This is a genomic window from Qipengyuania nanhaisediminis (assembly GCF_900115585.1).
Lineage (GTDB): Bacteria > Pseudomonadota > Alphaproteobacteria > Sphingomonadales > Sphingomonadaceae > Qipengyuania > Qipengyuania nanhaisediminis.
The window spans coordinates 373,480-398,517 of the sequence record NZ_FOWZ01000003.1; the positions used below are offsets into that span (position 1 = coordinate 373,480).

Sequence of the window (25,038 nt, forward strand, 5' to 3'; positions counted from 1 at the left end):
GAGCCTGGGGGCTGGTTTTTCCATTGGAATTTCGCACCCGAATTGCTGGCGTCTCTGCTGGTCTTGGTCGGGGTCGCATACTGGAAACGCGAGAGACTGAGGGCGGCACCGACACACGGACTCATTGGCATCTTTTGCTTTCTTTACATCAGCCCCTTCTGCGCGCTCGGGTCCGCTTTGTTTACAGTACGCATCGTTCACGATGTCATACTGGCAGCGGTGTTCGCCCCACTGCTCATTGGGGCCTTTCGGCTCGAGGAAAAGAGTTTGCCTGGCTCGTTGACCTTATGGACTGTGGTCCATGCCATCACATTCTGGGTCTGGCATACACCTTTTCTGTACGAGCTTGCCATGAGAAACGAGGCGGTTTTCTGGCTTATGCAGATCAGCATCGTCGCCACGGCAGCAGCATGGTGGGTCAAGGTCATTCGATCGCCAGCACCAGCGGCCGCGACGGGCTTGTTGGCGACGATGGTCGCAATGGGGACACTTGGCGCGCTCCTAACCTTTGCGCACCGTGCTTATTATGCTCCGCATTGGCTAACGACCCGCTTGTGGGGACTCTCACCAATGGAAGATCAGCAGATTGCGGGCATCATCATGTGGGCCCCGGCGAGCTTGGTCTACCTCATTGCCGCTTTGACGATACTTTATCGATCGCTCGGTAGCAGAGCGCCTGTATGAGGCTTCACGACCTGATCCGTAGATGGGCAGTCAGCTATACCGAGCAGGGGAAGTATTCGCCGATCGGTGTCTGGTTTCACTGGATCATGGCAGGGCTGGTGCTCTTTCAGCTCGGCTCAGGTTGGATGATGTCGCGCTATCCGGTCGGGGCCAGCAAACTTGCCACCTACGAACTGCATAGCGAGCTGGGGCTGACCATCTTGTTCCTCGCTATTTTGAGGTTTGGCTGGCGACTATTCGTCCCTGATCCGGTCAACGACGCCGATGCGCCAGGCTGGCAGAGCACGGCAGCACATATCACACAGTACATGTTCTATGGCTTGTTCGCGCTACTTCCGCTGAGCGGATGGGCGATGTGGTCTGCAATACAGCCGGTCCAGCCTCTGCGCCTTGCCGGACTGGTCGCAATACCGCCGATGCCCTTTCATTCACTTACCCCCGCATGGCAATATCAAGTGCTCGACTGGGCGGAGAGCCTTCATTTCCTGGGCGTGATCGGCCTCGCATTGCTAGTGCCGCTGCATGTCATTGCGGCATTGAAACACCATTTCTGGGATCGCGACGATACAGTCAGGGGCATTCTTCCGGAAATTCGGGACGACGAGACCGCTCCGGACCATACGCAATATACGCCGCGAGTGGGCTGATTTCGTCCTCTCGCAGCTTGCTGGCCGCATCGTGCATGACGTTCAGTGCATCGCCGTATCGCTCACCGTTGCGCCAGCGAAGCAATTGTTCGGCGTGGTACGCCGCGCTCTGACCAACCAAGGCTGGATTGCCAGCACCCGAACCGAGACCAGTTTCTCCATGGCAAGACGCGCAAGACGATTGAGCGCGTTCGGGTAAGCCTGCATGATAGATGTCGTATGCTTTCGCGATCTCGCACGAGGGTTCAGGTCCACCCTTGCTTTCTTGCACGTCCTCCGGAAAATCCATGGCCGCGTAATAGGCTGACACGGCCAATCGCTCTTCGGTATTTAGTCGACCTGCAAGCCAAGTCATTTGAGGATGACTACGTTGCCCGTCCGCATAAAAACCCAGCTGACGTACCAAATATCCGGCATCCATGCCCGCTATCCTCGGCACCAACGCTCCGTCGCCGCGGCCGTCCAGCCCATGACAAGTGTGGCAAGCGGCCTGCGGACCCGCGTCCCCGCCCGATAAGGCAATCAATTCGCCGGTGTCGTCGAATGGATCGTCGATCGGGGCAGGACTGCATGACGCCAACACCAGAGAAAGGGCGGCGATGGGCAGGTTAGGGCGGAAAAGCATCGTCTGGCGGGAACGAAGCGTGCAATTGTTCGGTTCCCATGGGAATGGGGAGTGTGGAGCATCGGCATCGAAATTGGAAAGCCATCGTGACTGGCGTAGCCCTGGCCGCTTGTGCACCGCTTGCCGGATGCAAGGACCCGGTCGAGACGCGGCGAGAGCCGGCTACCGGACCGAAGGATCGCGGCTTGGCAGCGATCAAGCGCGCAGGCTGTGGGTCTTGCCACGAAATCCCCGGGCTGGACTGGCCATCCGGGCGCTTGGGACCATCGCTTGAGGGCTTCGACGATGTCGGCTTGATAGCTGGCCAATTGCCTAACCGCCCGGACGTATTGGCGGCCTTCATCCGCAACGCACCTTCCGTGAGGGAGGGCTCTTCCATGCCGCCAATGCCAATTAGCGAGGCTGAGGCGGCAGATATCGCAGCCTATTTATATGGCCTCGACCATGATTGACGCACTCTGGGGTTGGCCTCCTCCGGTACTTGATCCTGCAGGTCCCTATTCGGGCAGGGTCACCACCTTGGCCTGGTCGCTATTCGGTTTGGGCGCTTTCGTGACATTGGTCGTGGTGCTTGCTCTCTGGGTCGCCATCAAGGGACCGGACAAGTGGAAAGCGAAGCTTGGAGGCGAACGCGCGATCTGGCTCGGCGGGGTGGCCTTTCCGGGCATCGTATTGACCGCTCTACTGGTGTGGGGACTCACACTTACGGCCAGCCTGACAGAGCCGATCCGCGGGGACGAGATGCGTATTCGCGTTACCGGCGAAATGTGGTGGTTCCGTGTGCAGTATCTGGACACATCGGGCGCGGTCGTGATGGAAGATGCGAACGAGATTCACATTCCTGTTGGACGTCCGGTGGTGCTCGAATTGGAATCCGCCGATGTGATCCACAGCTTCTGGGTTCCGCATCTCTCGGGAAAGAAGGACATGATTCCCGGGCGACGCACTCTACTGAGGATCGAAGCAGATCGCGCAGGAGAGTTCGGTGGGGTGTGCGCGGAGTATTGCGGGCGGCAACATGCGCTGATGGGCTTCGTTGCAGTAGCCCATGAGGACGACGATTTTCGTGAATGGTTTGCCGAGCGGAACGAGCGCCTCGTTTCGGCGGGCCTCGACATAACGTCGCAAGTGGAACCATCGTCCACGTCATTGATGCAGGGTTCGGAGGGATCAACAGGTACGCGTCCGGATGCAGGCGCTGACGCAAATCCCGGTCAACTGTCCGGACGAACACTATTCATGCAGTCCGGATGTGCTGCGTGCCACCGCGTTGCCGGGACAGAGGCGAACGGCCTCGCTGGTCCGGACCTCACCCATGTCGGATCACGCCGTACGCTGGGCGCGGGTATATTGCCGAACAATCGCGGTACTCTCATCGGCTGGATAGGCGACAGCCAATCGCTCAAGCCGGGCAATCGCATGCCGAGCTATGACATGCTCAATGCCGACGAGCTCGAAGCTATCGCAATCTGGCTCGAGCAGCAGAAATGAGATCCGAGACGGGTTTCGATCATGCGCTTTACGAGCGCTTCCCCACCGAGAAGCGCCCCAATAGCGAGGTAGAGGAATTGAACCGCATCTGGCGCGCGCCCAAAGGGTGGGCACGTCTTACCGCGGTCAATAACAACTACGTCGGTTTCTGGTACGTCGTCACCGCTTTTGGTTTCTTCCTCGCAGCAGGAATTCTGGCGCTGGGCATGCGAGTGCAGCTCGCTGCCCCGATGCAGGACTTTCTGGGCGTCGATACCTACAACCAGTTTTTCACGATGCACGGCACGGTTATGATGTTCCTATTTGCCGTGCCCATGGTGGAGGCTATCGGCATCATGCTGTTGCCGCAGATGCTGGCAGCACGCGATCTACCGTTCCCCAGGCTGTCGGCGTTCGCGTTCTGGGCCTATTTCGTAGGCGGGACGATGTTTTTCCTCTCGCTATTCGTCGGGCTGGCGCCTGACGGTGGCTGGTTCATGTATCCGCCGCTTACAAGCATCGCCTTCAGCCCCGGCATAAATACCGATTTCTGGCTACTCGGTATCGGTTTCATCGAAATCTCCGCCATCGCAGGCGCGATCGAGATCATCGTAGGCGTGCTCCGCACCCGAGCGCCGGGGATGACACTCGACAAAATGCCGATGTTTGCGTGGGCCATGCTGGTCTTCGCGGTAATGATCGTGGTCGCCTTCCCGAGTGTGATCCTGTGCACGATGCTGCTGGAGATCGAACGAGCGTTCAATTGGCCCTTCTTCGATGCGCTACGCGGCGGCGATCCCATGCTGTGGCAACACCTCTTCTGGTTTTTCGGCCATCCAGAAGTCTACATTATCTTCATCCCAGCCGCGGGTCTCATGAGCATGATGGTGGCCGCAGTCGCAAAGGTGCCGCTCGTTGGGTACCGTCTCAACGTCCTGGCGCTGGTCGCTACCGGCTTCATCAGCTTCGGCGTTTGGGCGCATCACATGTTCACTACCGACATGCCGCGCGTTTCTGCAGGCTATTTTTCCGCCGCCAGCATGGCGGTCAGCCTGCCCGCTGGGATACAGGTGTTCTGCTGGATCGCGACGCTTGCCAGCGGGAAGATAAGATGGACCACGCCTGCGTTATTCGTGGTCGGAAGCGTGGTGATTTTCACGATGGGTGGGTTGACCGGCGTGATGGTGGGTATGGTGCCCTTCGACTGGCAAGCGCACGACACCTATTTTATCGTCGCCCACCTCCATTACGTGCTGATGGGCGGCATGGTTTTCCCGATGTTCGCCGCGTTCTACCACTGGCACGGCATGACCAGCAGCCGGGCGCTATCTGAGCGTGTTGGGAAGTGGGTCTTCGGGCTGATGTTCGCGGGTCTGCACATAACTTTCTTCCCCATGCACCTGACCGGCCTCATGGGTATGCCGCGCAGGGTCTATACCTATTTGCCCGGGCGCGATCTCGATCTGCTCAATCTGGTGTCCACCATCGGCGCTTTCGTGATGGCCGCTGGGATACTCCTGTTCCTGTTTGATCTCGCTCGCCGCTTTCGTTTCACGGTTCATGATGACGCAGGCAATATCTACGGCGGCGGTACGCTCGAATGGCTTCCCACCGGTTTGTACTCCACGCGCTCGATCCCGCTGGTCACGTCGCGTGAACCATTGTGGGATCGCCCCCATATCTCGAAGGAAGTCGAAGAAGGGCGCTATTTCCTCCCGAACTCTGCTACTGGCCAGCGCGAGACGCTGATTACCTCGACCGTGATGGCCGAACCCCAATACGTTCAACTCATGCCCGGCCCGTCGGCATGGCCATTGTCAGCGGCTGTGTTCACCGCTCTCTTCTTCCTCTCGCTAACGGTGCAGGGCTACGCCTTTGCTGTGTTTTGCGGGATTGTAGCAGTGCTGAGTACGCTGCGATGGCTTTGGGAAACCGACCGTCCCATCAAACAGGAAAGCGCTGACATCGGCGGCGGTATCGAGGTTCCGATCGCAATCACCGGGCCGAAAAGCCACGGCTGGTGGGCGTTGAACACTTTGATGGTCGTAATCGGCATGATCGGCTTCATGGCCGTATTCGCCTATCTCTATCTCTATGGCATCAATCCCGAAGTCTGGAGTGCGCCTCCGCCCCTCGGCGAAACCGCAATTATTGTCGGGATAGAAGCGGCTGCGCTTCTTGCGGCTTGGGGCGGGCGTAGGGTTCTCGCAACGAAAGAAGGGCGGCTTGCCGAAGACCTGCCTTGGATGCTGGAGGCACTTGCTGCGGCCCTGCTGGTCGGCGCGTTATACCTCGATGTGACTGGTTGGCTCGCGACGGGTCTTGAGCCCACCGCGAATGGGATGGGTGCGACTGTCTTCATGCTCTCGGTGCTTCAAGGACAGGTGGTCGTAGTTGCTGTCATCATGGCCGCCTATCTCGCCTTTCGCGAGGCACGAGGGATCATGACCACTCCAACAAACGTGACCATGGATATCGTCGCACGTTTCATAATGTTCTGCGCGCTACAGGGCATGATCTTTACTCTCTTGCCGAGGGTATTCCCCGGTGTCTGATGCGAAGAACAACGAGATTGGCGAGCCGATCGACCGCCCTTCGATCTATCGTACGCTTCTGATCGCTTTCGTGATCTGGTCGGCGCATTTCGCTGTAAGCTACGCCGGGGTGCTGGTTTTCCCAGATGACGGGATGGCGCGGATTATCGCTTTAAGTGCGGGTCTAATCGCAATCGCCGCACTGGTCGTACAAGTCCGGAGACTACCTGCTCCACGCTCGCCGCTTGCTCTTGGTGCCCTCGGGCTGGGCGCGGCGGGGGTAATCTTCGGCACCTTCCCTGCCATTGTTGGTTAAGTCAGAGAGGCAAAGCCGGAAGAGGAGATTGCCCGCATGGACCGCACAGTCACTAATTCCCGTTCTTTTGCAAATCCCTTGCATGCGATCCTGCTTGCGTTTCCCGTCGCGCTATATCCTTCCGCTCTACTCACCGACATAACCTATCTGAATACGGCCGAGATCCAGTGGACCAACTTCTCCTCTTGGCTGATCGCCGGGGCGGATCTGTTTGCTGGTCTGGTGCTCGCCTGGGCATTGCTCGGCCTCTTCTTCGGGCGTGCCCGCCACTCGAAAAGCCGCAGTATGCTCTATCTGATCGTCGTAGCCGCAATGTTCGGGCTCGGTGTTTTGAATTCTTTTCAGCATGCGCGTGACGGCTGGCATTCCGTTGGAACATTGGGACTCGTTCTTTCGATCCTTTGTTCGATCCTTGCCTTGATCGCGGCATTTATCGCCTACAGCACCATTGCGGCGGAGAAACGCGCATGATCCGCCTCGCATACCTCGCCTTACCGCTGACTATCGCGCTTGCCGCCTGCCAGGTCAGCAGCGATCCCGATCTCGATCAGACCGGCGAGCGGCCCGAACTTCCCGAACAGAATGATGCTCTCGTGCCGGCGATGGAAATTCCGACGCCGGAAGGTTGGGGGGACGAACTGCCTACCGTGCCCGAAGGGTATACCGTTTCCGCAATTGCGCAGGATCTGAGGATTCCGCGGCAGACCCTTGTTCTGCCCAATGGCGACATCTTGGTCGCCGAGGGGGCTGGGGGCAAGGCACCCAAATTGAGACCCAAGGATGTCATCGCGGGCTGGATCAAGAAGCGCGGCAAAAGCCCGGTCGAAGGTGGGGACCGGATAACGCTGCTGCGCGATGAAGACGGAGATGGGCAGACCGATCTCCAGACCACTTTTATCGAGGGTCTCGACGCTCCCTACGGCTTAGCTTTCGTCGATGGCACGCTCTACGTAGCCAATCAGGGTAATCTGGTAAGCTTCGAATATACCGAAGGAGCGACCAGTATCGCTGGCTCTGGTACCGAAGTCACAAAGCTTCCCGCCAAGATCAATCACCATTGGACGAAGGCGATGACCGCCAGCCCCGATGGCTCGAAGCTTTACGTCGGCATAGGCTCGAACAGCAATGTCGGTGAACGCGGCATGGATGTCGAAGAGGACCGTGCGGTCATATGGGAGATCGACCGAGAAACGGGCGCCAGTCGGATATTCGCTTCCGGCATCCGCAACCCGACCGCACTCGCCTTTGACCCGTGGAACGAGAAGCTTTGGGCGGTCGTCAACGAGCGTGACGAACTCGGACCGCAACTCGTGCCTGATTACCTGACTTCCGTACGCGACGGTGCCTTTTATGGCTGGCCTTACAGTTACTACGGTCAGAACGTCGATCCGAGGATCAAGCCGGCGAGGCCCGACCTGGTTAAGAAGGCCATTGTGCCCGACTATGCGCTGGGCTCCCATGTTGCCGCACTTGGTGTCGATTTCACCACCGAAGGTGGCTTGGGTGGCCGGTTCGGCGAAGGTGCGTTTGTCGGGATGCACGGAAGTTGGAATCGTGCCGATCCCTCGGGCTACAAGGTCGTCTTCGTGCCCTTCCGCGGGGGCCGTCCGAGCGGCGAGCCCATCGACCTGCTCACAGGTTTTCTGAAAAACGGGCACGCGAGGGGGCGCCCCGTCGGCGTGACATACGATGCGGCCCGCGGCGTGCTCTATATAGCAGATGATGTGTCGAACACCGTTTGGCGGGTTGCTCCGCAAAACGCAGGGCCTCGGTCAGTACCGCGGGGGGTAGTCCAAGTGCCTATCGATACGCCGTCGACTTCCACTCAAACCGGCGCAGACTAGCTCGGCTTGGCCGTTTCGTACGACACCAATAAGCCGCTGGTGCTCGTCACCGGCGCGACTGGTAATTTGGGTCAGTCGATCTGCGCCGGGCTCGAAAGTGACTACACCGTGGTCGGGCTCGACCGAGATCGGGCATCAGGTAAGCGCCAAGTAATCGAAATGGACATTACCTGCGAGAGCTCGATCCGCGAGGCGCTCGCGACCATCCGCCGCGATTTCGGCTCGCGTATCGCAGCAATCCTTCACTTGATTGCCTATTACGACTTCAGTGGTGAGCCAGACCCTCTCTATGACGAGGTGAACGTCAAAGGAACTCGCGATTTTCTTGGCGTTCTCGAAGATTTCGAGGTCGATCGTTTCATCTATACCAGCACCATGTTGGTCCATCGCCCTGTCGTGCCAGACGATAAAATTGATGAAGACACTCCAGTCGATCCACGTTGGGAATACCCTAGGTCCAAAGCCCGTGCGGAGGCCACGATCCGTTCCAATACGACGATGCCTTATGCTATTTTGCGCTTGGCCGGCGTGTATGATGAACAGACGTCGGTGCCGACGCTTTCAAATCAGATAGCGCGCATCTATTCTCGCGATCTACAATCGCACCTCTATGCCGGGCTACTGGATGCGGGGCAGGCGATGCTCCACCGCGAAGACCTCATCGATGCCATACGCCGCACGATTGCACGCCGGGGTTACTTACCTGAAGAGGTGACGATGCTTATCGGCGAGCCTGAGACCTTGGGCTACGATACGATCCAAGATATGTTGGGACGCTTGATCCATGGCGAAGATGTCTGGCAAACAATTAAGATCCCGCCTCCCCTCGCGAAGCTCGGGTCCAAGATCCAGAATTTGTCTGAAACTCTGATACCAGACGCCCTCGATGGAGGAGACAAGCCCTTCATCCAACCATACATGATCGACATGGCGGACGATCATTACGAGCTCGATATCTCGCTTGCGCGCACATTGCTTGGCTGGGAACCACAGCATCGTCTCGGCGAAGAACTTCCCGGAATAGTCAGGCATCTGCAGGCTGATCCCGACGCTTGGCATCGGATCAATGGCGTAGCTTTTTCGGGCAAAAACCGGGCCGAAGAGCGATAGGGCCATCGATTTAGGTACCGTCCTGCTGCTCGCATTGCTGCCGGCGCTCGGCAGTTTGATCGGGGTGGGCTTGGCCGAATGGCGCAAGCCACCGCCGTGGCTAGTAGGCGGAGCTATGCATGCCGCTGCGGGACTCGCCGCTGCAGTGGCGGCCATCGAACTCGTGCCGAGAGCGATTGAGCGCGTCGAGATTTGGTTGCTCGCAGTAGCGCTAATTTGCGGATCCTTCGCCTCTGTCGGCATTGCCAGATTGTCACGGGCAATCAGCACCAGGCTTCCGAGCAAGCGGATGCGGGCGAGCACCATCGGAGCCTACGTGGCAATTGGAGTGGACTTGGTGACAGATGGACTGATGACCGGTAGCGGCGCGGCAGTCGCGGCGAGCCTAGGGTTGTTGCTGGCCCTGTCGCAGATAGTCGGCAACCTACCCGGCGGCTTTGCGATCGCCGCCAGTTTCAGGGCTGCGGCGGTGCCACGACGGCAGCGATTGGTAATGCTTTCAGCCTATCCGATGCTCCCGGTTGTCGGCGCTGCAGTGGGGTACCTTGCGCTTAGGGACGCGGGAAATTTTGCAACTGGGACCACGCTTGCGTTTCTCGCCGGCCTGCTCTTGACTGCAACGATCGAAGAAATCGTACCGGAGGCGGACAAGCCGGGTGCGCCTCGTCGAATCTCAAGCCCTGCATTTGCTGGCGGATTCGTGCTGCTTCTTTTGCTCTCGGCGTACCTCTCTTCCTGACGAAAGGTTTAATGTCCTCGTTTGAGGAGGTAACTACCGGCCTGTGTAAAGCTTCATTCCAATGTCCGGTTTGAGGTGCCAGCGGCGACCTTTTCTATGTCTCGATTTAGGGCGCGAAGCGGACGTCTCGCGCAACGTCCGCAATCGGGTCGTTAGTTGACGGTCCGCTCATAGCGGATCGCTACCTCGGTAAAGGCCCCACGAGATGCAGTGGAGAGCAGTCCCAGCCGTCACCTCCTGCGTCGAAGCCCATTAGCTAGACTTGCAAATCGCAGACTTCTCGTGAGCCACCTAACGCTATGATTGCCTCGCTATCCAGTTCGACTCCATAAACCCACGCAAGCTCACAAATGTCCCCCATTGCCCTTCGGGAATCATGCTCCGCGAAATTCACAGCAAGGCGTAAAGCATCATCGTAGCGTTGCTCGTTACCATACAAAACCATCAAGGTTTCGTAGCTAGCCGCGTTACCCAAAGACGCCGCTTCTCGCATTTCGAGCACTTCGACTTCAGAAACGTCTGGGCCGTCTAGTGCGACAGCCTTTTCTTCTTGCTTGGGTTCTTCGCTGCAGGCGAGAACAAATAATAGAGCTAGGGTGAGTAAGCTTCGTCCAATATTCATTTTTGCAATATAGACAACCGCGGATTGTCCGCAATCGGGTCGTTAGCGGAATTACCGCTTTTCGCGAAATTCAGCCCTAAACGGACTCTCAGCAACCGTCCCCGATCATCCAGGCTGCAACTCGGCTATGAATGGTTATTACGCGCGCTCCAGCCGCCCGACCGTTACCAACATGTGAAATCGGGCCCTGTGTCAGAGGTCATAAGCCTTGCAGAAAATTGTTGGTCAAGCAGCAGGCGTCACTTCCAGCCGATTGAATTCGGGCGCGTCGGATTTGGATTGGGATCCGGATGACGACTGATTCTCGATGTCGAAGAAATCTAAGGTGACAGCGCGAATATCAGGACCGAAAACGCTTACCAAACCTCCGCCGAAAAGGCCGAGGGCACCGCAAAGCGCGGCGTAACCGATTGGATGCCTTACGGCGATGGGTTCCGGTTTCGGGCTCGTGTATCCGTCTTCGTGAGCATCGATCACATCGATGGCAGCGTTTTTGATATCGACACCAAGCTGCGCCCAGACGTCGTAATCGAACACTGGTCGCGTGCCGAGCTGACCGCCGACGATGTTAGCGATGTCTGGATATCTCGAAACCAGCGCTTCCCTAACTTGTGTGTGAGCATCACGCCAACGCCGCCCCCGATGGCGAATGACATGGGCAATCTCGCTCAGGAGACGGGAAAGCATCTTCTGAAGTTCGGCTTCGAAGGTAGTAAAACCCGATTTGATCATCACCGAACTGCCGGTGAGCCCTTTCGAACTGAGGTCAGCCTTGGACCGATTGAACTCAGTGTTCCATTGGTGATCGAACTCGTCGAAGTGCCGAGTAATGCGATCGCGGATTGTGAGCTTTGCCATAATAGAAATGTGCTCTCGGACTTCGCGCACAGCAAGTTTGATTTCCAACTAGTCCGGGGACAACGGAGTATTGAACCGACAGCCGAACGGCAGCTTTTCCGCGCCTATCCATCGAAAGCGGACGTTCCGCTTGCGGCCCATTCGAGACATCATTCGAGGTCAGGCGCGCCTAAAAGACGAGCAGGTGCGAGCGAGCGAGCTTGCGGTTTCATGGTAGGGGAATCTAAGCGCGTGCTTACTCGGTGATTACTCACCAATAAGTGAGATGGGCGACGCTCGCTTAAGTGTTTGAAACCACTGGTCGGGACGACTGGATTCGAACCAGCGACCCCTACACCCCCAGTATAGTGCGCTACCAGACTGCGCCACGTCCCGATACCAGTGGAGGCGGCCCTATAGGGGGGAGTTCTGTGCATGGCAAGCGTCAAGCTGCCGCAATTCATTGCCCTGCAATCCCGTTCCTGCTAGCTGCGCGCGCTATTGACGAGGGGGCTTTCGGCCGGAAGCTTGATTGCTCCGCAACCGGTCCCATCTCGCACGAACAACAGCATCAACGGATACAGGCTTTTCCTTCATGATCGACCTTCTCGCCGCCGCCGGCTCCGCCGCAGCCCAGCCGCCGGTCTGGCTGCAGATTCTTCCGTGGGTCGCGATCTTCGCAATCTTCTGGTTCCTGATGATCCGCCCGCAGATGCGCCAGCAGAAAGCGCACCAGGAAAAGATCGCCGGTCTGAAGCGCGGTGACGAAGTGGTGACGGCAGGCGGTCTCGTGGGCAAGATCACCAAGGTCGAAGACCAGTTCGTCGAAGTCGAACTGTCCAAGGGCATGAAGGTCCGCGCCGTGCGCAACACCATTGGCGAAGTGCTCTCCGGCACCACCGCCAAGCCCGCCAACGACTGATCCGCCAAGAGGCACACAGCAGACATGCTCGATTTTCCAACCTGGAGGAAAGCGTTCCTGTGGGGCATCGCCGTCATCGGCATGCTCCTGTCGCTGCCTTCCCTGTTCTCGCTCGCCAATCTCGATTGGCCCGATCAGCTTCCCGACCCGGTCGTAAACCTCGGTCTCGACCTTGCCGGCGGTAGCCACATCCTGCTCGAAGCCGAGCGGGACGAAGTGGCCGCCATGCGTCTGGAAGATCTGGAAGAAAGCGTGCGCAACGCCATGCGCCGCGCAGAGCCCCGCATCCGCATCGGCGACGTTTCGACCGCGGACGGCCAGCTCAGCTTCCTGCTCGACGATGTCGCCGACGTGGACCGCGCGCGGGCTGAAATCGAAGACATCATGAACGGCACCGGCCCGGTCCGCGAATGGGACCTGCAGGTCGTCGACGGGCAGCGCTTCGTGCTGACCCAGACCGCTGCCGGCCTCGACAATGCGGTCGACGGGGCGATGGAAGGTGCGCTGCGTACCGTTGGTATCCGTATCGACGGCCTCGGCACGCGTGAGCCGACGATCCTTCGCCAGGGCGATACCCGTATCGTGGTGCAGGTGCCCGGTCTGCAGGATCCCGAACAGCTCAAGGAACTGCTCGGCAAGACTGCCAAGCTGGAATTCAAGCTGGTCGAACGCCAGGCCAGCGCCGAGGAAGTGGCGCGCGGTTTCGTGGCGGGCGGCGAAGTCTATCCCTATGCCGAGGGCGAGGGCTTCCCCAACGGGGTCGTCGTCCAGCGCATCGGCGGCATCGACGGCGAAACGCTCACCGGCGCTCAGCAGAATTTCGATGCGCAGACCAACGAACCGGTCGTATCGATCACTTTCAATCCCGACGGTGGTCGCCGCTTCGCGCGGATGACGACGCAAAACACGGGACGCCAGTTCGCCATCATCCTCGACGGGGAGGTAATTTCTGCTCCCGTCATGCGCGAGCCGATCCAGAACGGCCAGTCGCAGATTTCCGGCGGGTTCACCGTCGAAAGCGCGAACAACCTGGCGATCCAGTTGCGCTCCGGCGCGCTCCCGGTCGATCTCAGCGTGGTGGAAGAACGCACGGTCGGACCTGACCTCGGCGCTGACTCGATCAAGCAGGGCATGATCGCCATCGTGATCGGCACGCTCCTGGTCATGGGCCTGATGATCGTGACCTACGGTCGGTTCGGCATCTATGCGACGGTGGCGCTGGTCATCAACGTGCTCATGCTGCTCGGGATCATGGCGGCGCTCAACATGACGCTGACCCTGCCGGGTATCGCGGGCTTCGTGCTGACTATCGGCGCGGCGGTGGACGCCAACGTGCTGATCAACGAACGCATTCGCGAGGAGCGAAAACGCGGGAGGCGCGTCATCACGGCGGTGGAGAACGGCTATAAGGAAGCCAGCCGCGCCATTTATGACGCGAACATCACCAACTTCATCGCAGGCGTCCTGCTGTTCAGCTTCGGCTCCGGACCGATCAAGGGCTTTGCCGTGGTCCTCGTCGTCGGCCTGTTCACCAGCGTCTTCACCGCCCTGCCGCTGACCCGCATGTGGGTCGCCGGATGGCTGCGCAAGGCGCGCCCATCCGACATCAATCTTTGAGGAAACGGACGATGAAACTTCTCAAGCTCGTCCCCGACGACACCAACATCAAGTTCCTCAAGTGGCGCGTGCCCTTCTTCGTGGTCAGCATCCTGCTGATCGCGGCGAGCTGGGCTCTCGTGGCGACCAAGGGCCTCAACTACGGCGTCGACTTCGCCGGCGGTCTCGAAGTGCGGGCGACCTTCACCGAACGCAGCGAGGCCCCTGTGGCGCAGCTGCGCGACGACGTGGAAGGGCTGGGCTACGGCTCGCCCGTCGTCCAGCGCTTCGGCGAGGACAACCAGGTTTCGATCCGCGTTCGCCTGCCCGACGAGGTCGCTGCCGATAAGGACGCTGCACAGGCCGCGGCCAATGCGGTGGTGGACGAATTGCAGGGCAATTACCCCGACTTCCGTCTCGACGGGAACGACAACGTGTCCGGCAAGGTGTCCGGTGAATTCCGCGAGGATGCCGTCTTTGCGCTGGTGGCCGCCATGCTGGCCGTGGCGCTCTACATCTGGATCCGCTTCGAATGGCAATTCGGGGTCGGCGCATTGTTCGCACTGTTCCACGACGTCAGCCTGACCCTGGGGATGTTTGCGCTGTTCCAACTGGAGTTCAGCCTGCAGATCATCGCGGCTATCCTGGCCATCATCGGTTACTCCCTGAACGATACGATCGTCGTCTACGACCGCATCCGCGAGAACCTGAAGAAGTACCGCAAGATGCCGGTGCCGGAGCTGCTCGACCTCTCGGTCAACGAAACCCTGGCGCGTACCGTCATGACCTCGCTGACGCTGCTGGTGGCGCTGCTGCCGCTGCTGTTGATCGGCCCGGCGAGTCTCTTCGGCCTCACCGCTGCAATCACACTCGGCCTCTTCGTGGGTACCTACAGCTCGGTCTACATGGCCTCGCCGCTGCTCATCTGGATGGGCGTCAATTCGGACAGCTTCGTCCCGGAAGAGACGGTTGCCGACAAGCAGGAACGCGTCGCTCGGGGCGAGGTCTAAACCTCGACGAGGCGATCGTAATGCGCGCCTAGCGCCTTGCCGTTCGCCTCCCAGCTATAAGCATCGACACAGGCGGCTACCTCCAGGGGTGGCCGCCTGTTTTGCAAGACCAGCCTGATGCCTTCGCGAACGGCGTCGGTTCGCCGGGCGACGATGACACCTGCGGCTGGCGTATTCACCACTTCGCGCGCACCGCCTGCGTCGGTGATGACGAGGGGCGTACCGCAGGCCAGTGCCTCGATCCACGCATTGGCCAGCCCTTCGCTGGCAGAGGGCAGGGCCATCACATCGGCAGCGGACAGGATGATCGGCAACAGGTCGTGATCCAAGCTGCCGAGGAAGTGGACGCGGCCGGCCACGCCCTCCGATCTTGCAAGGGCGCGCAGGCTGGCCTCGTCCTCTCCCTTGCCGACCAGCAGGAGGCGGGCGTCAGGCAGGTCCGTCAGCGCCTTTATGACCAGCGCCTGACCCTTGCGTTCGATGAGGGCCCCGACGGTGGCGATCAGCTGGTCGTCTTCGCCGATCTCGATGCCGAGCTCGCTGCCGAGGCGATTGCGCAATTGGGTATGGCCGAGCGGCCGGAACCGGTCGCGGTCGAGCCCGGTGCGATGGATCGCGATCTTGGCGCGGTCCATGCCCAGCGCAGCCATGTCGTCCGCCAATGCCTCGGAAACGCTGAGCAGACCGGCAGCCTGTTGGGCAGCAGTCTTCAGCGCGTGGGCGCCATACCTGCGGCCGCCCCAATAATGGATATCCGCCCCCCGCGCCTTGATCGAGAGGGGAAGGCCGAGCTCAGCTGCGATGCGGGCAGCGGCTGGGCCGTCCGGGTAGAAAAACTGCGCGTCGATCAGGTCGAACGGCTGCTCTTCGTGCAGTCTTTCTGCCAGAGGCATTACGGCCTTGGCGATCAGGCGGGGATTGAGACGTCCGCCCACCTTGGGCAGCAGGCGAAAGGTCGGTCGATGGACGGCAACACCGTTTTCCAGCCCATCGACGGCGGCCTCCTTCGCCTCGCGATATCGCCCAAGCGCCAAGGGTGGCAGACCGATAGGGTTGATGACGACAGGCTCCCAGTCGGTATGGTTTGCGAGTGCCTCGATCGAGCGTGCGACGAAGGTGCCGAATCTCGGCGCCGAAGCATTGGGCCACAGTGTCGACAGGACCAGTGCCCGCCGGGCTCTGCCAGACGTCACAGCCGACGGACCAGCATTTCGGCGACACCGATCCAGGGCGGGCTGTCGACCACCTGCTGTTTTTCTCCGTGGCCCGGCGGCAAGATACCCACGAGGCTGCCCTGCCGATCGATCAACCGGCCGAAGGAGAATCGCCCGGCCTTGCGCGGGACGAGCACGTCTCGGTTCACCGCGCGCCCGGCATCTTCCGGATCGATCTGGCGCAGCCACAGCTGGTCACCGGGGCGGTATTCCCCATGCGGATATTCGATGGTCAGGACCATCAGGGCGCCATCCGATCCAAGATCGGTCGCGAGCAATGCATCGCGCGTCGTCTCCAGTGCCTCGGGCCCGTCTTTGCCGAGACTGGCGACGACTTGCGGATGGGCGGCCTTTTCCGAACGGACAAGCACTTCCGGTTCGACGCCAAGGGCATCGGCAATCCGTTCCATCCACTTCAGCGACAGGTTCCGCATTCCGGTCTCTAGCCGACCGACGGTCTGCGGCGTGGTGGGCGGGTCGCAAGCCTCTGCCAGATCGGCCAGCGTCCAGCCCTTTTGCTTGCGGATGTCGCGGATACGGTTGATCAAACACCTTCTCCAGTAACCGGAATGGTTTTTCGACTTTCCTACACTAACCGAAAATATGCAAGCGATCTCTCCACAAGCAAGGAGATCGGGTATGCGAAGGGAATTAAGCGAGCGGGAACTGACCGAAGAAGGGCCTCGCGCAAAAGGCTCTGCAAAGGGCAAGAAGCGAACCGTTACGGTGAATTTGGCCGAGTCGCCGCTATCATGGCTTCATGCGCGCGGGCATATCGATGACCGCCTGTTCGATGCGGGCGAGAGGCTGCGGTCCGACTATGAGCGTGCGCAAATTGCGCCGGGGATCACTATGCGTTGGGACCCGGTACGCGTGGACGGTGGGGGCGGTGACGGCTTGACGCCGGGTGAGCGCCAGCTCGCGGCCCGCGCACGCTTCGACGATGCGATGGCGCAGGCAGGCAGCGGCCTGAAGGATGTCCTGTGGCATGTCGTCTGCAATTGCGAGAGCCTGTCCCATGCCGAAAAGGGCCTCGGCTGGCCGGCAAGGAGCGGGAAGCTGGTCCTGCGTCTTGCGCTGGACCGGGTGGCTGATTTTTACCGGATCCGGTGAGCCACCAGCTGGCGCAGCCGCGGCAGGACATGCTCTTCGAACCACGGGTTTTGCCGCATCCATAGTGTCGAGCGCCATGCTGGGTGGGGCAGGGGCAGAAAGTCTGGCAGGTAGTCTTCGAAGGTTCGAACCCGCTCGGTCATCGACAGCTTGCGTGTCTGCGGCAGGTAGTAATTTTGCGCATAGGTTCCGACGAGCAGTGTGAACCGGTCCTCGGGAAGTATCTCGAGCACGCTTCCATGCCATTGGGGCGCACATTCGCGCCGCGGTGGCTTGTCGCCTCCGCTGGCTTTGCCCGGATAGCAGAAGCCCATCGGCACGAGCGCAACCTGCTGTGAATCGTACATCTGGTCCTTGGTGAGGCCAGTCCATTCGCGCAGCCGGTCACCGCTCGCATCGTCCCATGGAATGCCGCTTTCATGGACTTTCGATCCGGGCGCCTGGCCGATGATGAGAAGGCGTGCCTCGGGCGAAAAGCTGGCGACGGGACGCACGCCGTGGGGCAAGTGCTTTTCGCACAGCCGGCAGGCGGCAATGCGTGATGCAAGCGCTTCTGCGCTCAAAGGGCCTCAGCCATTTCCGCCAGCATCAGCCAGCGTTCTTCGGCCGCGTCCTTCTCGGTCCGGGCGTTCTCGATCCCTTCGCTGATCGTGGCGAATTTCTTGGGATCCTTGGTGTAGAGATCGGGGTCGGACAGTATCGTCTCGCCCTTGGCGATGGCTGCTTCCAGTTCCTCGATGCGTGAAGGCAGCAGTTCCAGGTCGCGCTGGTCCTTGTAGGACAGCTTGGTCGGCTTCGCCCTGGCTTGCTCGGCAGGCTTCGCGGCGGGCTTGTCCTGCCGCTTTTCCTTGCGCTCGACGGGGGCGCGCCGTTTCTTTTCCCAGTCCTCGTAACCACCGGCAACGATATCGACCTTGCCGGTCCCGTCGAGGCCGAGTGTGATGGTAACGGTGCGATCGAGGAAGTCGCGATCGTGGCTGACGATCAGCACGGTGCCTTCGTAATCGGCGATGACTTCCTGCAGGAGGTCCAGCGTTTCGAGGTCGAGATCGTTGGTCGGCTCGTCCAGCACGAGGAGGTTTGATGCCTTCGCGAACTCACGCGCCAGCAGCAGCCGCGAACGCTCGCCGCCGGAAAGGACAGCAACTTTCATGTCGACGATCTTGGGGTCGAACAGGAATTCCTTCAGATAGCCCTGCACGTGCTTGCGGTTGCCGCGCACGTCGATCCAGTCGCCGCCTTCGGCCAGCACCTGGCGTACGGTCTTGTCGTCGGTGAGCAGCTGGCGTTGCTGGTCGATCATCACGCCAGTGAGGGTCTTGGCGATTTCCACCGTGCCGCTGTCGGGTTCCAGTTCGCCGGTCAGCATTTTCAGCAGCGTCGTCTTGCCCGCGCCGTTCGATCCGACGATGCCGATGCGGTCGCCGCGCTGGATGCGCAGGTTGAACGGCTTGATAATCGTGCGCTCGCCAAAGGACTTGGTGATGCCTTCCGCCACGATAACCGACTTCGACTTGAAGTCTTCCTCTGTCGCCAGTTTCAGCTTGGCGGTGCCAGCGCTGGCAATCATCGAGGCACGCTGGGCGCGCATCTGCCACAGCTTCTCAAGGCGGCCCTGGTTGCGCTTGCGCCGCGCGGTGACGCCGCGCTCCAGCCAGTGCGCTTCGAGCTTCAGCTTTGCGTCGAGCTTTTCCGCCGCGCGCGCTTCTTCGGCGTAGACCTGCTCTTCCCAGGCTTCGTACCCGCCGAAGCCGACTTCCTTGCGGCGCAGATTGCCGCGGTCGAGCCAGATGGTCGCGCGGGTGAGGCGTTTCAGGAAGGTGCGGTCGTGGCTGATGACCAGGAATGCGCCGCGATAGCGATCGAGCCAACCTTCGAGGAATTCGATGGCCGCCAGATCGAGATGGTTCGTCGGCTCGTCCATCAGCAGCAGGTCGGGATCCTGCGCCAGCGCGCGGGCAATGGCGGCGCGGCGCTTCTCGCCGCCGCTGGCGCCCTTGGTCGCACGGCTCATATCGATGCCGAGCTGGCCGGCGATCGCCTCGACCTCGTGTTCCTGCGGCGCGTGCACGCCGTCGAGCGCCCAATCCATCAGCGTGGAGTGGCCAGAAAGATCGGGATCCTGTTCGAGCAGGACGATGCGCGTGCCGGGCTTGATCTTGCGCGTCCCTGCATCGGTTTCCAGCTGGCCGTCGATCATGCGGAACAGCGTGGTCTTCCCGACCCCGTTGCGGCCGATCAGGGCCAACCGGTCGCGGGGCCCGATATGCAGGTCGAGCGGGTCGTGATCCGGCCCGCCGAACAGCCACTTGCCGCCCTGTTGCAGGGCCATGCCTTCGAGGCTGAGGATGGGAGGCTGTGCCATAACGCAGCGCGAGGTAGTCGCGCCGCCCCCAAGCTGCAAGCGCCTACTGGGCGGCTTCGCGCGAACCTTTCTGCATTTCCACCATCGCAGCGACGCTTTCGAGCAGTTTCGGCGCGTCGTAGATCACGCCGTCCTTGATCGTCCAGCGCACGCCGCCGACCTGCTCGATTGAGCCGGTCTCGCGGTTCAGCTTCGTATGACCGGTGCCGTAGAGCAGCTTGAGATTGTCGAGCGGGTTGCCCGGGACGATCACCAGATCGGCCAGTTTGCCGACTTGTATCGTGCCCATCGGGGTCTCTTCATCACGCGGATCGTAAATTTCCTGCGCGCCCGCCGTGGTTGCGGCGCGGATGACTTCCAGCGGGCTGAGGCCCGCCTCGCGCAGCATCTCAAGCTCGCCGATATAGGCGAAGCCCCAGGTCTGGTAGATGTAGCCTGGATCGCTCCCTGCGGTGACGCGCCCGCCGCGGCGGTGGAATTCGGCAGTCAGGTCGAACCAGTAGCGGTAGAACTTGCGCCAAGCGACCTCGTCCTCGGTGCTCCAGTCCTTGTAATAGCTGCCGTGGTTGGTGGCGCTGGGTGCATAGAAATCCATCAGCGAGGGTAGGCTGTAGCGCGCATGCCAGTCGCGGTTTTTCGCGGCCATGACATCGCGGCTGGCGGAATAGATGTTGAAGGTAGGGCTGAGCGTCACGCCGCTTTCGATCAGGTAGTCGATATAGGCGTCCCATTCCTCGCTATGCGGCTCGACCACCTGATCGGCGAGGCGGGCGACCCAGCCGAAACGCGATTGCTCGTCGAAATAATTGTAGCCTTGCGGATAGCGCGGGAGGGCATTGTCATCGAGCAGGCTTTCGAAGTGGCCGTAAAAGTGCGTGATCCCGTCTAGACCCAGTTCGACCGCCTTTCGGGCATTCACCCGCTGCACGCCCGGTTGAGCGAGGTGGGCGACCGTGCCGAGGCCCTGCTTCTCAGCCTCGTCCAGCGCCGCGCCGAGCACGTCGGGCATCGCGGAATTGAAGAACTTGATCCCCCAGAACCCCTGCGCCTTGGCCCAGCGCACCCATTCGCGCGCTCCGGCGGGTGTCGTAGGTGCGGGACGGCCCCACTTGTCGCCGAAGACCGCATAGGGGAACAGGCGCGGAGCGACGATTGCATTCGCCTCGCTGCGCTGGCGGTCGGTAAGATCGGGCTGGCCGGGTCCGAAATAGAAGCTCACCCCGCGCACGCTGGTCACGCCATGCGCAAGCCAGAGGCGATAGCCATAGGATGGCTGGGCTGCCTTGGACGGATCGCCATTGTGGCCGTGCGTGTCGACGAAACCGGGCATGACGGTCATTCCGGCGGCGTCGATCACGCGATCGGCTGACGCCCGAACGTCCGCGGGAGCACCGCCGCCATGGATGGCCGCGATACGATTTCCCTCGATGACGATATCGACCGGCCCCATGGGCGGCGCGCCCGATCCTTCGATCATGGTCGCCCCGGAAACGATCAGTGTCCCGTATGGCCCTTCCGCTTCGCCCGGCTGGATATCGGGCACCGGCTCCATCTGCGCCGACAGCCCGCTTGCCATGGCCGCAGCCACCATCGCGATGAGATATTTTCCAAGCCGCATTCCGGTCCCCCTGATCCTGCGCATGCGCTACCGCCATCGGGCGAAGATGAAAAGAAGGGAACCTCGGCGTTCAGCCATTGGTAAAGGTAGGGAACCGAGAAACGCGTCTCAACAAAAGGAGTTACGCCATGATCCGCCACACCGTCCCAGCTCTCGCAGCGCTCGCCATGGCCGGAACCGCACAGGCCGCCGAAGTCCAGATCGCCGCGAGCGGCCCCGTCGTGGAGCTGAGCATTACGGAGCAGATCGAGGCCGAACCCGACATCGTCAATGTCGGCGCAGGCGTGGTGACCGATGCACCGACCGCAGTCGAAGCCCTGCGGCAGAATTCGGTCGAGATGCGCAAGGTGATCGAGCGGATCAAGGCGCTGGGCGTGGCGGAGCGGGACATCCAGACCTCCGGCATCAACCTGAATGCGCGCTACGACTACGACCAGCGTCAGCAGCGGCAGGTGTTCCGCGGCTACCAGGCGATGAACCGGGTCAGCGTGAAACTCCGCGATATCGACGAAACCGGCGAAGTGCTTGATGCGCTGGTGGTGGCAGGCGCAACCAATCTCGACGGGCCGCGCTTCAGCCTCGAAAACGATACCGAAGCAAAGGCACGGGCAAGGGCCACGGCGATGCAGCGCGGCCGCGAACAGGCTTTGGAATACGCGCAGCTTGCCGGCTTTACCGGAATTCGCCTGCTGGAGGTGAACGAGACGATTACCGGTCGTTCGCCCGGCCCCTATCCGGTCGTGCGTACAGCCTCCTTGGAAGCCGCTGCCGACCAGTCGGCGCCCGTCCAGCCCGGCCTTGTGAGCACTGGCGTGAACGTGATGGTCAAATACGAGATGACCCGCTGAACCATTGTGAACGTCCACATTCACGACTTGTTCAATGGCTCGGGAGTAGTCACTACAGCATCATGAAACACCTGCTTGCATCCTTCCTCGCTTTCGGTCTCGTCGCCGGTCCGCTGCTGGCGACCCCGGCAGAGGCGCAGCGTCGCACCGACCAGGGCGAAGCGCGCAAGGAAATGCGGGCAGGCAACATCATGCGCGCCCGTGAAATCGAAAATCGCATCGTTCCCTCGATGGGCGACGCGGAATACCTCGGTTTCGACTACGACTCGACCGCGATGGCCTACCGCCTGAAGTTCATCAAGAACGGCAAGGTGAAGTTCGTCGACGTCGATGCACGCACTGGCCGCGTCCTGCGCCGCAGCCGCTGAGCGGTCCGGCACCGGGCACAAGAAACTCCGTTCATCTTGACGCGTTCATCTACATGAACGACACGCATTACGCAGATAACAAGGACGGAAATTCATGCGGATCCTGATTGTCGAGGACGAACCCACGCTCGGCCAGCAGCTCAAGAGCACTCTCGAGCAGAACGGCTATGCGGTCGATTTGTCGACCGATGGCGAAGACGGGCATTTCCTCGGTTCGACCGAAGATTATGACGCTGTCATCCTCGATCTCGGCTTGCCTGAGATCGACGGGCTGACCGTGCTCGGAATGTGGCGCAAGGAAGGGCGCAAGTTCCCTGTCCTCGTCCTCACCGCACGCGACAGCTGGTCGGACAAGGTGGCGGGCCTCGATGCCGGTGCCGACGATTACCTCGCCAAGCCGTTCCAGACCGAAGAGCTGATCGCCCGCCTTCGCGCGCTCATCCGCCGTGCGTCCGGCAATACCTCCAGCGAACTGACTGCAGGGCAAGTCCGCCTGGACACCCGTTCGGGCCGTGTCACCCTGGCTGGCGAGCCGGTCAAGCTGACCGCGCAGGAATATAAGCTGCTGAGCTACCTCATGCACCACAAGGGCAAGGTAGTCAGCCGCACCGAACTGATCGAGCACATCTACGATCAGGATTTCGACCGCGATTCCAACACGATCGAGGTCTTCGTTACGCGCATCCGCAAGAAGCTGGGTGCAGAGGTAATCACGACTATCCGTGGACTTGGGTACAGCCTCGACGACCCCGCTGACGCGCCCCGAGCCTGAGGATACTCCGGCTGGCGAGGCGCGTCGCGCGGCGGACATTCCGCCCGGTGACGCGTCTGCGCCGCCCGCCGAACCCGTGACACTGCCCGAAGGCAAGCCGCCGCAGCGCAGCCTTGCCAAGCGCATGATGGTCATCGCGGCCGTCTGGATCGGCCTGTTGCTGGTGGGCGGGGGCTTCGCGCTGGACCGCACGCTGACGCGGCTGGTGCAGAACAATTTCGACAACCAGCTGGAATACGTGCTGACCGCGCTGATCTCCTCCGCAGAGATCGACAATAATGGCGAGGTCTGGACCTATCGCTCGCTCGGCGACCAGCGCTTTCTCGAACCTTACAGCGGCGTCTATTGGCAAATCAGTGGGGATGGGCGCGAGACCTTCCCCAGCCGCAGTCTTTGGGACCGCACCCTGACGGTCGATGGTTCGCATCGCGATAACGACCCGCATTTTTACGATTCATATCAATTCGATGGCGAGCCGCTGCGGGTGGTGGAGCGCAATGTCGAACTGCCCGACAGCGATGTGGTGTGGACCTTCACCGTCGCCTCGGCGCGCGAGGAACTCGATTTCCAGATCGCCCGGATCCGTTCGATCCTGATCTGGAGCTTTGCCGCGCTTGGCCTGGGCCTGCTGATCATGGCGATCCTGCAGAGCTATTACGGCCTGTCGCCGCTTCGACGCGTGCGCGCCGCGATCCAGTCCATGCGCTCGGAAGGGGCAAACCGCATTACCGAGCCGCTGCCGCTGGAGGTCGAGCCGCTGGTGGAAGAGATCAACGGCTTGCTCGCCCATAGCGAAAAGCAGGCGGAAGAGGCGCGCATGCACGCGGGCAATCTCGCCCATGCGCTCAAGACCCCGCTGACCGTCCTCACCAATGCCGCCACCGCGCACGATCCCAAGCTGTCCGACCTCGTGTGCCGCGAAACCAAGACCATGCAGCGCCATGTCGAACACCATCTCGCGCGGGCGAGGGCTGTCGGGCGGCGGGCGAGCGGTCATGCGCGCGCCGATGTCTGGCCCAGTGCCGAAAGCGTGCTCCGCGCCGTCACACGGATCTACGAAAACACCCGCTTCGACCTCGACGGAAACAAGCTGGCCGCCGTCTCGATCGAGCGGCAGGATCTCGACGAAATCCTCGGCAACCTCATCGAGAACGCGGCCAAGTATGGCGGCGGCAGCGTCTTCGTGACCATCGATGCCGCACGCGATGAAGAGCTGTGCACCATCTGGGTCGAGGATGACGGCACCGGCATTCCCGAAAGCGAACGTGCCCGCATTTTCGACCGCGGCGCGCGCCTGGACACGGGCAAGCCCGGCACCGGTCTTGGCCTGGCAATCGTGCGGGACGTTGCGGAGATATACGGCGGCTCGGTCGAACTCGACGAAAGCGAGGACCTTGGCGGCCTGCTGGTAAGGCTCAGCCTGCCTCGGGCGGGTTAACTACCACGCGCCCTTTCATGGTGGCGAATGACCTCGTCGATGATGAAGCGCAGGAATTTCTCGCTGAATTCAGGATCGAGCTCGCTTTCCTCTGCCAGGCGGCGCAGGCGTGCGATCTGCTCTTTCTCGCGGTTCGGATCGGCCGGCGGCAGCGTCACCTTCGCCTTGTATTCCCCGACCGCCTGCGTGATGCGAAAGCGTTCCGCGAGCATGTGAACGATAGCGGCATCGATGTTGTCGATGCTCTTGCGATAGCCGGCCAGGACCTTGTCGTCCCCCGGTTGAGGTTGCACCGTTTGCGTCATCGCTTGCCAAGCTATCATCAATTGCTCTCTTGCCAAGAAAG

The 25,038-nt window shown here is 60.9% G+C and carries 27 protein-coding genes and 1 tRNA gene; 18 read left to right on the forward strand and 10 right to left on the reverse strand.

All coding sequences use genetic code 11. From position 1 onward, the window contains the following. The first annotated feature begins 63 nt into the window (after positions 1–63). Positions 64–684: a cytochrome c oxidase assembly protein gene (locus tag BM173_RS10650; RefSeq protein WP_425438811.1), complete on the forward strand. Its 621-nt coding sequence runs from the start codon at positions 64–66 to the stop codon at positions 682–684. Next, positions 681–1,331, forward strand: coding sequence for a cytochrome b (locus BM173_RS10655; RefSeq protein ID WP_090481255.1), 651 nt, complete (start codon positions 681–683; stop codon positions 1,329–1,331). Before BM173_RS10650 ends, BM173_RS10655 begins: the two co-directional genes overlap by 4 nt. On the opposite strand, the gene BM173_RS10660 is transcribed toward BM173_RS10655, so the two are convergent. After that, complete coding sequence (locus tag BM173_RS10660; protein ID WP_090481257.1) at positions 1,255–1,956, reverse strand: c-type cytochrome; 702 nt, start codon at positions 1,954–1,956, stop codon at positions 1,255–1,257. The genes BM173_RS10655 and BM173_RS10660 overlap by 77 nt on opposite strands. Before the next feature lie 86 nt (positions 1,957–2,042). Here BM173_RS10660 and BM173_RS10665 point away from each other — a divergent pair, with 86 nt between their 5' ends. The 8 genes from BM173_RS10665 to BM173_RS10700 all read left to right on the forward strand — a co-directional run bounded on the left by BM173_RS10665 (position 2,043) and on the right by BM173_RS10700 (position 9,969). Beyond that, on the forward strand, positions 2,043–2,408 hold the full coding sequence (locus tag BM173_RS10665; RefSeq protein ID WP_177201874.1) for a c-type cytochrome: 366 nt from the start codon (positions 2,043–2,045) through the stop codon (positions 2,406–2,408). Continuing rightward, positions 2,401–3,447, forward strand: a complete 1,047-nt coding sequence (locus BM173_RS10670) for a cytochrome c oxidase subunit II (protein ID WP_245755857.1) — start codon at positions 2,401–2,403, stop codon at positions 3,445–3,447. Before BM173_RS10665 ends, BM173_RS10670 begins: the two co-directional genes overlap by 8 nt. Beyond that, entirely contained in the window at positions 3,444–5,981 is a 2,538-nt protein-coding gene (locus BM173_RS10675; RefSeq protein WP_090481262.1) for a cbb3-type cytochrome c oxidase subunit I, read from the forward strand. Before BM173_RS10670 ends, BM173_RS10675 begins: the two co-directional genes overlap by 4 nt. Further along, the gene (locus BM173_RS10680) at positions 5,974–6,276 is read left to right on the forward strand and encodes a hypothetical protein (RefSeq protein WP_090481264.1); all 303 of its coding nucleotides are present in this window, start codon (positions 5,974–5,976) and stop codon (positions 6,274–6,276) included. The genes BM173_RS10675 and BM173_RS10680 overlap by 8 nt, the downstream gene beginning before the upstream one ends. A 36-nt stretch (positions 6,277–6,312) precedes the next feature. Continuing rightward, on the forward strand, positions 6,313–6,747 hold the full coding sequence (locus tag BM173_RS10685; RefSeq protein ID WP_090481267.1) for a DUF2231 domain-containing protein: 435 nt from the start codon (positions 6,313–6,315) through the stop codon (positions 6,745–6,747). After that, complete coding sequence (locus BM173_RS10690; RefSeq protein ID WP_090481270.1) at positions 6,744–8,120, forward strand: PQQ-dependent sugar dehydrogenase; 1,377 nt, start codon at positions 6,744–6,746, stop codon at positions 8,118–8,120. The genes BM173_RS10685 and BM173_RS10690 overlap by 4 nt, the downstream gene beginning before the upstream one ends. Positions 8,121–8,126: 6 nt before the next feature. After that, positions 8,127–9,230, forward strand: a complete 1,104-nt coding sequence (locus tag BM173_RS10695) for an NAD-dependent epimerase/dehydratase family protein (RefSeq protein ID WP_090481273.1) — start codon at positions 8,127–8,129, stop codon at positions 9,228–9,230. A 145-nt stretch (positions 9,231–9,375) separates the two neighbouring features. Next, on the forward strand, positions 9,376–9,969 hold the full coding sequence (locus tag BM173_RS10700; protein ID WP_218152641.1) for a ZIP family metal transporter: 594 nt from the start codon (positions 9,376–9,378) through the stop codon (positions 9,967–9,969). Positions 9,970–10,225: 256 nt separating this feature from the next. On the opposite strand, the gene BM173_RS10705 is transcribed toward BM173_RS10700, so the two are convergent. The 3 genes from BM173_RS10705 to BM173_RS10715 all read right to left on the reverse strand — a co-directional run bounded on the left by BM173_RS10705 (position 10,226) and on the right by BM173_RS10715 (position 11,824). Beyond that, entirely contained in the window at positions 10,226–10,591 is a 366-nt protein-coding gene (locus BM173_RS10705) for a hypothetical protein (RefSeq protein ID WP_090481279.1), read from the reverse strand. Between the two features lie 225 nt (positions 10,592–10,816). After that, positions 10,817–11,449 carry a hypothetical protein gene (locus tag BM173_RS10710; protein WP_090481282.1) on the reverse strand — a complete coding sequence of 211 codons (633 nt, stop codon included), beginning with the start codon at positions 11,447–11,449 and terminating at the stop codon, positions 10,817–10,819. 298 nt (positions 11,450–11,747) lie between these two features. After that, a tRNA-Pro gene (locus BM173_RS10715) sits at positions 11,748–11,824 on the reverse strand. A 199-nt stretch (positions 11,825–12,023) separates the two neighbouring features. Between BM173_RS10715 and yajC the strand changes: the two genes are divergently transcribed. Genes yajC through secF form a run of 3 tightly spaced genes read left to right on the forward strand, consistent with a single transcriptional unit; the run spans position 12,024 to position 14,956 of the window. Further along, positions 12,024–12,350 carry a preprotein translocase subunit YajC gene (yajC, locus tag BM173_RS10720; protein ID WP_090481285.1) on the forward strand — a complete coding sequence of 109 codons (327 nt, stop codon included), beginning with the start codon at positions 12,024–12,026 and terminating at the stop codon, positions 12,348–12,350. Positions 12,351–12,374: 24 nt separating this feature from the next. Then, positions 12,375–13,967 carry a protein translocase subunit SecD gene (gene secD, locus BM173_RS10725; protein WP_090481289.1) on the forward strand — a complete coding sequence of 531 codons (1,593 nt, stop codon included), beginning with the start codon at positions 12,375–12,377 and terminating at the stop codon, positions 13,965–13,967. Positions 13,968–13,978: 11 nt separating this feature from the next. Further along, positions 13,979–14,956 (forward strand): protein translocase subunit SecF, encoded by a 978-nt coding sequence (secF, locus tag BM173_RS10730; RefSeq protein WP_090481292.1) that lies wholly within the window; start codon positions 13,979–13,981, stop codon positions 14,954–14,956. Here the strand turns inward: secF and BM173_RS10735 are convergent. After that, positions 14,953–16,149, reverse strand: coding sequence for a glycosyltransferase (locus tag BM173_RS10735; protein ID WP_090481294.1), 1,197 nt, complete (start codon positions 16,147–16,149; stop codon positions 14,953–14,955). The two genes, secF and BM173_RS10735, sit on opposite strands and share 4 nt — an antisense overlap. Next, complete coding sequence (locus tag BM173_RS10740) at positions 16,146–16,718, reverse strand: helix-turn-helix transcriptional regulator (RefSeq protein WP_090481297.1); 573 nt, start codon at positions 16,716–16,718, stop codon at positions 16,146–16,148. Before BM173_RS10740 ends, BM173_RS10735 begins: the two co-directional genes overlap by 4 nt. 91 nt (positions 16,719–16,809) lie before the next feature. Here BM173_RS10740 and BM173_RS10745 point away from each other — a divergent pair, with 91 nt between their 5' ends. Next, positions 16,810–17,283 (forward strand): DUF6456 domain-containing protein, encoded by a 474-nt coding sequence (locus BM173_RS10745; RefSeq protein ID WP_090481300.1) that lies wholly within the window; start codon positions 16,810–16,812, stop codon positions 17,281–17,283. Here BM173_RS10745 and BM173_RS10750 read toward each other — a convergent pair. Genes BM173_RS10750 through BM173_RS10760 form a run of 3 tightly spaced genes read right to left on the reverse strand, consistent with a single transcriptional unit; the run spans position 17,268 to position 21,266 of the window. After that, a complete protein-coding gene (locus BM173_RS10750) occupies positions 17,268–17,846 on the reverse strand; it encodes a uracil-DNA glycosylase family protein (RefSeq protein WP_245755858.1) in 579 nt (192 codons plus the stop codon). The genes BM173_RS10745 and BM173_RS10750 overlap by 16 nt on opposite strands. Next, a complete protein-coding gene (locus tag BM173_RS10755) occupies positions 17,843–19,648 on the reverse strand; it encodes an ABC-F family ATP-binding cassette domain-containing protein (RefSeq protein WP_090481303.1) in 1,806 nt (601 codons plus the stop codon). The genes BM173_RS10750 and BM173_RS10755 overlap by 4 nt, the downstream gene beginning before the upstream one ends. Before the next feature lie 43 nt (positions 19,649–19,691). Beyond that, the gene (locus BM173_RS10760) at positions 19,692–21,266 is read right to left on the reverse strand and encodes an amidohydrolase family protein (RefSeq protein WP_090481306.1); all 1,575 of its coding nucleotides are present in this window, start codon (positions 21,264–21,266) and stop codon (positions 19,692–19,694) included. 128 nt (positions 21,267–21,394) lie between these two features. On the opposite strand from BM173_RS10760, the gene BM173_RS10765 reads away from it, so the two are divergent. From BM173_RS10765 to BM173_RS10780, 4 genes are all read left to right on the forward strand, one after another. Then, positions 21,395–22,114, forward strand: coding sequence for an SIMPL domain-containing protein (locus tag BM173_RS10765; RefSeq protein WP_090481309.1), 720 nt, complete (start codon positions 21,395–21,397; stop codon positions 22,112–22,114). Positions 22,115–22,176: 62 nt separating this feature from the next. After that, complete coding sequence (locus BM173_RS10770; protein ID WP_090481313.1) at positions 22,177–22,482, forward strand: PepSY domain-containing protein; 306 nt, start codon at positions 22,177–22,179, stop codon at positions 22,480–22,482. Between the two features lie 94 nt (positions 22,483–22,576). After that, on the forward strand, positions 22,577–23,254 hold the full coding sequence (locus tag BM173_RS10775; RefSeq protein WP_090481318.1) for a response regulator transcription factor: 678 nt from the start codon (positions 22,577–22,579) through the stop codon (positions 23,252–23,254). Beyond that, positions 23,205–24,692, forward strand: a complete 1,488-nt coding sequence (locus tag BM173_RS10780; RefSeq protein WP_177201875.1) for a sensor histidine kinase — start codon at positions 23,205–23,207, stop codon at positions 24,690–24,692. Before BM173_RS10775 ends, BM173_RS10780 begins: the two co-directional genes overlap by 50 nt. Here BM173_RS10780 and BM173_RS10785 read toward each other — a convergent pair. Beyond that, positions 24,689–25,015 carry a chorismate mutase gene (locus BM173_RS10785; protein WP_245755859.1) on the reverse strand — a complete coding sequence of 109 codons (327 nt, stop codon included), beginning with the start codon at positions 25,013–25,015 and terminating at the stop codon, positions 24,689–24,691. The genes BM173_RS10780 and BM173_RS10785 overlap by 4 nt on opposite strands. Between the last annotated feature and the right edge of the window lie 23 nt (positions 25,016–25,038).

What these genes read in the sequence shown, in the direction of transcription:
- BM173_RS10655 (WP_090481255.1), top strand. Translation starts at nt 681, where the DNA reads ATGAGGCTTCACGACCTGATCCGTAGATGGGCAGTCAGCTATACCGAG.
- BM173_RS10660 (WP_090481257.1), bottom strand. Translation starts at nt 1,956, where the DNA reads ATGCTTTTCCGCCCTAACCTGCCCATCGCCGCCCTTTCTCTGGTGTTG.
- BM173_RS10670 (WP_245755857.1), top strand. Translation starts at nt 2,401, where the DNA reads ATGATTGACGCACTCTGGGGTTGGCCTCCTCCGGTACTTGATCCTGCA.
- BM173_RS10675 (WP_090481262.1), top strand. Translation starts at nt 3,444, where the DNA reads ATGAGATCCGAGACGGGTTTCGATCATGCGCTTTACGAGCGCTTCCCC.
- BM173_RS10685 (WP_090481267.1), top strand. Translation starts at nt 6,313, where the DNA reads ATGGACCGCACAGTCACTAATTCCCGTTCTTTTGCAAATCCCTTGCAT.
- BM173_RS10690 (WP_090481270.1), top strand. Translation starts at nt 6,744, where the DNA reads ATGATCCGCCTCGCATACCTCGCCTTACCGCTGACTATCGCGCTTGCC.
- BM173_RS10705 (WP_090481279.1), bottom strand. Translation starts at nt 10,591, where the DNA reads ATGAATATTGGACGAAGCTTACTCACCCTAGCTCTATTATTTGTTCTC.
- BM173_RS10710 (WP_090481282.1), bottom strand. Translation starts at nt 11,449, where the DNA reads ATGGCAAAGCTCACAATCCGCGATCGCATTACTCGGCACTTCGACGAG.
- yajC (WP_090481285.1), top strand. Translation starts at nt 12,024, where the DNA reads ATGATCGACCTTCTCGCCGCCGCCGGCTCCGCCGCAGCCCAGCCGCCG.
- secD (WP_090481289.1), top strand. Translation starts at nt 12,375, where the DNA reads ATGCTCGATTTTCCAACCTGGAGGAAAGCGTTCCTGTGGGGCATCGCC.
- secF (WP_090481292.1), top strand. Translation starts at nt 13,979, where the DNA reads ATGAAACTTCTCAAGCTCGTCCCCGACGACACCAACATCAAGTTCCTC.
- BM173_RS10745 (WP_090481300.1), top strand. Translation starts at nt 16,810, where the DNA reads ATGCGAAGGGAATTAAGCGAGCGGGAACTGACCGAAGAAGGGCCTCGC.
- BM173_RS10755 (WP_090481303.1), bottom strand. Translation starts at nt 19,648, where the DNA reads ATGGCACAGCCTCCCATCCTCAGCCTCGAAGGCATGGCCCTGCAACAG.
- BM173_RS10760 (WP_090481306.1), bottom strand. Translation starts at nt 21,266, where the DNA reads ATGCGGCTTGGAAAATATCTCATCGCGATGGTGGCTGCGGCCATGGCA.
- BM173_RS10765 (WP_090481309.1), top strand. Translation starts at nt 21,395, where the DNA reads ATGATCCGCCACACCGTCCCAGCTCTCGCAGCGCTCGCCATGGCCGGA.
- BM173_RS10770 (WP_090481313.1), top strand. Translation starts at nt 22,177, where the DNA reads ATGAAACACCTGCTTGCATCCTTCCTCGCTTTCGGTCTCGTCGCCGGT.
- BM173_RS10775 (WP_090481318.1), top strand. Translation starts at nt 22,577, where the DNA reads ATGCGGATCCTGATTGTCGAGGACGAACCCACGCTCGGCCAGCAGCTC.
- BM173_RS10785 (WP_245755859.1), bottom strand. Translation starts at nt 25,015, where the DNA reads ATGATAGCTTGGCAAGCGATGACGCAAACGGTGCAACCTCAACCGGGG.